General features: G+C 41.2%; 4 protein-coding genes. 3 read left to right on the top strand and 1 reads right to left on the bottom strand.

Annotated features, from left to right (window positions below):
* From BLU57_RS16360 to BLU57_RS15485, 3 genes are all read left to right on the top strand, one after another.
* Positions 1-202: hypothetical protein (locus BLU57_RS16360; RefSeq protein WP_218131694.1), on the top strand; the 202-nt coding region annotated here is incomplete at its 5' end.
* Between the two features lie 364 nt (positions 203-566).
* Positions 567-809, top strand: coding sequence for a hypothetical protein (locus tag BLU57_RS15490; protein WP_090322887.1), 243 nt, complete (start codon positions 567-569; stop codon positions 807-809).
* Between the two features lie 95 nt (positions 810-904).
* Complete coding sequence (locus BLU57_RS15485; protein ID WP_090322884.1) at positions 905-1,813, top strand: DUF6895 family protein; 909 nt, start codon at positions 905-907, stop codon at positions 1,811-1,813.
* Positions 1,814-2,398: 585 nt separating this feature from the next.
* On the opposite strand, the gene BLU57_RS15480 is transcribed toward BLU57_RS15485, so the two are convergent.
* The gene (locus BLU57_RS15480; protein ID WP_090322881.1) at positions 2,399-2,971 is read right to left on the bottom strand and encodes a hypothetical protein; all 573 of its coding nucleotides are present in this window, start codon (positions 2,969-2,971) and stop codon (positions 2,399-2,401) included.
* Between the last annotated feature and the right edge of the window lie 126 nt (positions 2,972-3,097).

Below are 3,097 nucleotides of genomic sequence, written 5' to 3'. Positions count from 1 at the left end.
AACTGACCGAACATCTAAGCCAACCGGAATCGGCGGCCATCATCTGCTTGAGTGGTCGTATCAAACACTGGACGTGCGTCAGAAGGATTACGCCCGGTGCACTGATTTTATCCGATTCATCGGGTATCCGGCAGATTGCCAGGAAGCGGTGTGCAGTTTCTACTGGGAGGGGGGGATTTATATATTTTGTGGCCAAAGCTGACTTATTTGTTGTCAATTGAAAGTAAGAAAAAGGCTATACAGGATTAGAGAAATATTTTGTTACAAACTTCGTTGTAACATGATTTGTAATTAGTTGGTTGCGGGGGGATTCATCTCAACAACACCATAAAAACAGTAGATTGAATACTACCTCCAGATAAATAATCTGCGATCTAATGAAACCGGACAATCCAGTTAATTTATGAAAAATCTGTCTTGTTCTGTGGGGACACTTTACTTCGATTTGGCGTTGGTGCTATTGCCCGAGGAAGATTTTATTAACAACATAGACAAAATTATTGTAGAATATATTAAGGGTTGCTTTAGGCTCTTTTTTCGAAACATAACTAATAGGAGGATTGGCTATGGATAAAGGATTTTCTGTCGTAGTGAAGGACTCTGATGGCGTCAAGGTGACCATGACCTTCGACTTGGACGCAATGTCAGATGCTGAGCGGACTGCATTTCTTAAATTCCATTCCGTAGGAAAACAAGCGACTCTCACTCAAGAAGAGAAGGACTTACTCGCATCGAAAAAGACATACATGCAAGGAGGTTCGGGTGTCAACTTTTGCTGTCGCTTTGATTGGCACTTCTCCGAAGTATAGGTTAACTAGGCTTTTGAATTAATTATTTTAATAATCAACCCTAACAAAACTAAAAAAGTTCGTCTCACTTTTTGTCAGGGGAAAAGTGACTTTGCGTGTCATATTCTGAACTTTTTGTCTCATCTAGAGATTGGATCTTTCAAGATCTATCCAAATTTCGCCTCGACAGGGGCTCCAACAGCGCCCGTGTCGTTGAATTGCTAAAACCGCTTGGCGAGTTGACACTTGCCGCGTCTCTACTTTCCAAGTTGTCGCACCTCTCCACGGATCAGACGTGGAGCAAGGTATTGAACTTCTCATGGGAGCAACTACGAGAGGGAAATTTGTTGGTCGATGTCCTCAAGGAGCGGCCGGATCTATTAGTGATGTTGTCCTTGTACGCTACGTTTTATCGTGAAGGATATAAAAACAAAATACTCGAAGAGCAGATCTCTCAGTTGGTCGGTACACCTGGATACTATCAGATTGACATGCTTGCATGGCGACGCTTGGATCTGTTGGTTGGGCTTAAAGAGTTAAATATTATAAATAGTATCGAAACCGAAATAGAGGACGCCTTCAATCGGACGTGGCTAAGCAAGTGTCATTCACCTTGGACGATTACTGAACCAGCTGCTTATGGGTTAACCCATACCGTGTTCTACATGACAAATTACGGATTCGGCGCATCTCGATTGCCAAACAACGTTGAAGACTATCTTCTTGAAAACTGTTTGCCGTGGACACGAATGTATCTTGATGAGGGAAATTTTGATCTTGCAGCAGAAATGGTAATGACTCGATGCTGTGTTCAGTCGCCCTTAAGGGAATCTGAACAATTGCTTTGCAGAGACTTTCTCAGCGCGAGAATGGACGACGATGCCCTTCCATGTCCTCCATACGGGGCGCTCTCTTTGATGTTCGGAGAAAACGATCCTGATCGACGGCATTTCTTGCTGCACTATCATACAGTCTTAGTTACATGTATGGCATCTGCAATGGCGATAAACAGAGGAGCGCCATGAAAAGGAGGCTTGGCGATAGCGCGATTCCAATGATATAACGTCTAGCTCGCACACACTTGCTCAACCTGTCCGGCCGCCCGCAATAAAACCATTTCATCAAGGGCTTAGGTGATTTATACTTGCCAAACCCACAACATTGGAATACGTCATGGAGCCAGAAAGAACAACGCGATCAGGACTCATTAAACGGCTTTTAGATGGCACAAGTAGCGGTAAAGCTGCTGTGTCCTTTTAGTCCAATTTGGATTTGATGACGTGCAGTTCTTGATTTAAAAGTATTCTTCAAATGGAAGACAAAAAATAGGAAAAATTTCATATAAGCAACACAATGCACAACGTTTACTTAGAGAACAATGCCCATGCCGGGATAAATTTTAGAATGAAGATTGTTTTTCAGCTTGATTGAGTGCGTGTTTATCACTTTTTAAAATAGTGATAATAATGAGAAACGCTCACATAGAAATCTAGATTTTCTTGCAGCATGAATGAATAAAACCCATTTTTATTAAGCTAGTTGGGAATGTGAAATCAAGAAGGAAACTGTATATTTGATTTAGAAAATCGGAATTTTTTTGATTAGTTATTTTATTCGGTGTGCCAAATCGATGTTGGATAAATTTCTCCATAATTATAGGAAAAACATGATTTAGTCATCCAGATGCCAGTGCAGACTTTATACTGAGGTGCCGGATGGGCTTTTCCAGTTAAGGTTGTAAGGCTCTTAAACCAAAGTTCCACACATTCTCTAAGTGGGATAATTACTGATTTCCTGACATTTTCTGCTTTTTCAGTCGCAGATTTTAACAGTGGTTCCCGCAATTCATCGAACTGATCCTTTTTTGGTGCGTTGCTCTTTCCTAATCTCTGCAAAACAAGCACGCCATCCTCATAAACCCTATAGACAGATAAACCTGATCCGCTACTTACTGGTATCTCTATGACGTCACTAACCCGTATATATGGATCCCAATCATGTGTTATTTTAACGGACCAATAGCGGATAAATTTCTCCGCTTCAATTATTGTTTTTTCGGCAGCAAAAATGGTTCCATCACTTTTGTACAACTTATAGTCAGCTGACAGAGCAAGCAATCGTAGAGAAACAACTGCACTATAAACAAATAAGCCGCTAGGACCGTGAACAGTAGTACGGGACATTAATTCACTACTTTTTGAAATTGCATTAGTTTATAAATAGCGGTGTAAAAATGTACCACTGAGGCGCGCTAAATTTCGTCGCAATCGCGGAATAAAAGTGTACCAATCTTAAGCCTGTAAGCTGAT

This window comes from Nitrosomonas oligotropha (genome assembly GCF_900106555.1).
GTDB lineage: Bacteria > Pseudomonadota > Gammaproteobacteria > Burkholderiales > Nitrosomonadaceae > Nitrosomonas > Nitrosomonas oligotropha_A.
The sequence above is the reverse complement of the archived record's forward strand: the minus strand, read 5'-3'. Positions and strand labels throughout refer to the sequence as shown.